General features: G+C 76.7%; 2 protein-coding genes. Both read left to right on the top strand.

Annotated features, from left to right (window positions below; genetic code table 11):
- Nucleotides 1-258 precede the first annotated feature (258 nt).
- On the top strand, nt 259-705 hold the full coding sequence (locus ACTUAL_RS06585) for a hypothetical protein (protein ID WP_440899620.1): 447 nt from the start codon (nt 259-261) through the stop codon (nt 703-705).
- On the top strand, nt 686-2,075 hold a 1,390-nt coding region (locus ACTUAL_RS06580; protein ID WP_440899619.1), incomplete at its 3' end, for a M48 family metalloprotease. The genes ACTUAL_RS06585 and ACTUAL_RS06580, both read left to right, overlap by 20 nt.

The raw sequence follows: 2,075 nt of genomic DNA, 5'->3' as shown, positions 1-2,075 counted from the left end.
GTCCCCGCAAAGGCGGAATCGCGACCGGGCGACGCCCCGGAAAACGCCGATAAACGGGACGCCACAGTCCTCCCACCTCCGGTTTGACGGCGTTCGCGCCCGTATGCCGGTTCCCTCCCGAAGCTTTTCCCCGCACGCCCGAAGCGCTACCTTCCCGCAGTAGAAAATGACCGGCAGGGAATTCCACATTCGGGCGCATAGCATTCTTCCTCGATCGGCCGGGCGCCCCGTGGACGAGCGTGGCGGGGGGCGGGGCGGATGGCGGATCCGTTGTCGGCGGAGGCGGTCGGCGTGGCGCGGGCCGTGGTGGCGCGGTGGCACGCGGGTGAGCTGGAGGCGTTCGAGGACCTGGTCGAGGCCTACCGGGCCGACCCGGACGGGACCGTGCGCGGGGTGCGGTTGGGCGCGCCGGTGGGGATCGGGATCGACCTGGCGGCGGTGACGCCGTGGGTGCTGGCGGCGGTGAGCGCGGCGGGCGGGGTGCTCGTGGAGAAGGCCGCCGAGGACGCCTGGTCGGCGGGGCGGCGGTGGCTGTCGCGGGCGTGGGGCCGGGGCGGGAAGCCGGAGGCGGAGGAGGCCGGGCAGGCGACGGTCGTGATCACCGTGCACCTGACCGGGCTGGGCGCGGCCGAGCCGGTCGCCCGCGCGGTGGCGGAGCAGGTCGTGCGCGAGCTGGGGGGCCGCGATGACGCTCCCGCCGCGTGAGGCGGGCGCGCCGCGCGCCCGGTACGCGCTGCTGGTGGCGGTCCTGCTCACGGCGGCGGTGTGCTCGGGCAACCTGATCTTCTACACCGCGTTCGGCGAGTGGTTCGGCAACGCGCTGAAGGCGTGCGTGAACGCGGGGGCCGACCTGCCGCCCCTGGAGCGGGCAGCCGGGTTCCAGCGCTGCGGAGCGCCCTACGAGCGGGCGCGGACGGGGTTCGCCTTCCTGTTCGCCCTGCTCACCGCGGCCCTCGGGTGGGTGGTGCTGCGGCGCCTGCCCGCGCGGCTGCACCGGCGGGCCGGGATCACCCGCGCGGCCGGGGCGCGCTGGCAGGAGGAGGCCGCCGAGGCGGTGCGGGCGCTGGGCGGCCGGGTCGTCCCCGTCGTGGAGTTCGGCTCCACCTGCCGGGAGGCGTTCACCGTCCGGGCGGGCGGCCGGGTGCGGATCGTGCTGCCCTACGGCGTGCTGGCGCTGCCCGGACCGGAGGCGTCCGCGCTGCTGCGGCACGAGTGCGCGCACGTGGCCGCCGGTGACGTCGACCGGGTGTGGCTGACCAGGGCCGTGTGGTGGGCGACCCCGGTGGTGCTGGTGCTGCCGCTGCCGCGGCTGTGGTCGGAGAGCTCGTTCGTGCTCGACTACGCGATCCGCGCGGCGCTGCTGCTGGCGCTGGTGTGGGTGGTGTCGCGCAGCGTGCTGCGCTCGCGCGAGCACGCGGCCGACCTGCGGTCCGCGCGCGAGGACCCGACCGCGCTGGACGCGCTGCTGCGCCGGGCCGCGGACCCGCCCCGCTCGTGGTCCCGCTCGCTGGCCGCGCTGCACCCGTCCACCCGGCGCCGGTTGGAGGTGCTGGCGCGCGGCGAGGTCGAGCGGCACGTCCGCGCGGTGGAGGGGTTCGCGTTCGGCGCGCTGGCCGGACTCGTCCAGCCGCTGCTGTCGCACTTCGTGCAGTCCGCGCTGCTGCCGAGCGCGGGCCTGCGGGTGACCACGCTGGTGCTGGCCCTCGTGCCCGGCGTGCTGCTGGGCTGCGCCTGGGGCCCGGCGGTGTGGCGCTCCCGCACGGTGGCGGACGTCCGGCCGGGCCGGGACCGGGTGGCGAGCGCGCTGGGCCTGCCGCTGGGGGTCGTGGTGGGCATGGCGCTGTCGCTGATCGGCACGGGCACCCCGCTGGTCGAGTCGGCGACCGCGTGGACCTGGGGTTTCACCGTCGTCATGCTGGTCGGCGCGACCGCGCTGTGCGAGGGGGCCGCCGCGCTGTGGCACCGGCGCCTGCCGGGCGGCTCGCCCCGGTGGGTCGGCGTGCTCGCGGCGCTGCTGTTCACCGGTGTGCTGGAGGCGGTCTTCTCGTTCCGGCCCGCGATCGGGTTGGGCGAGT

This window comes from Actinosynnema sp. (genome assembly GCF_052038725.1).
This window is presented reverse-complemented; position numbering and strand designations above follow the sequence as displayed.

Excerpts from the sequence above, each read along its gene's own strand:
- ACTUAL_RS06585 (WP_440899620.1), top strand. The coding sequence starts at position 259 with ATGGCGGATCCGTTGTCGGCGGAGGCGGTCGGCGTGGCGCGGGCCGTG.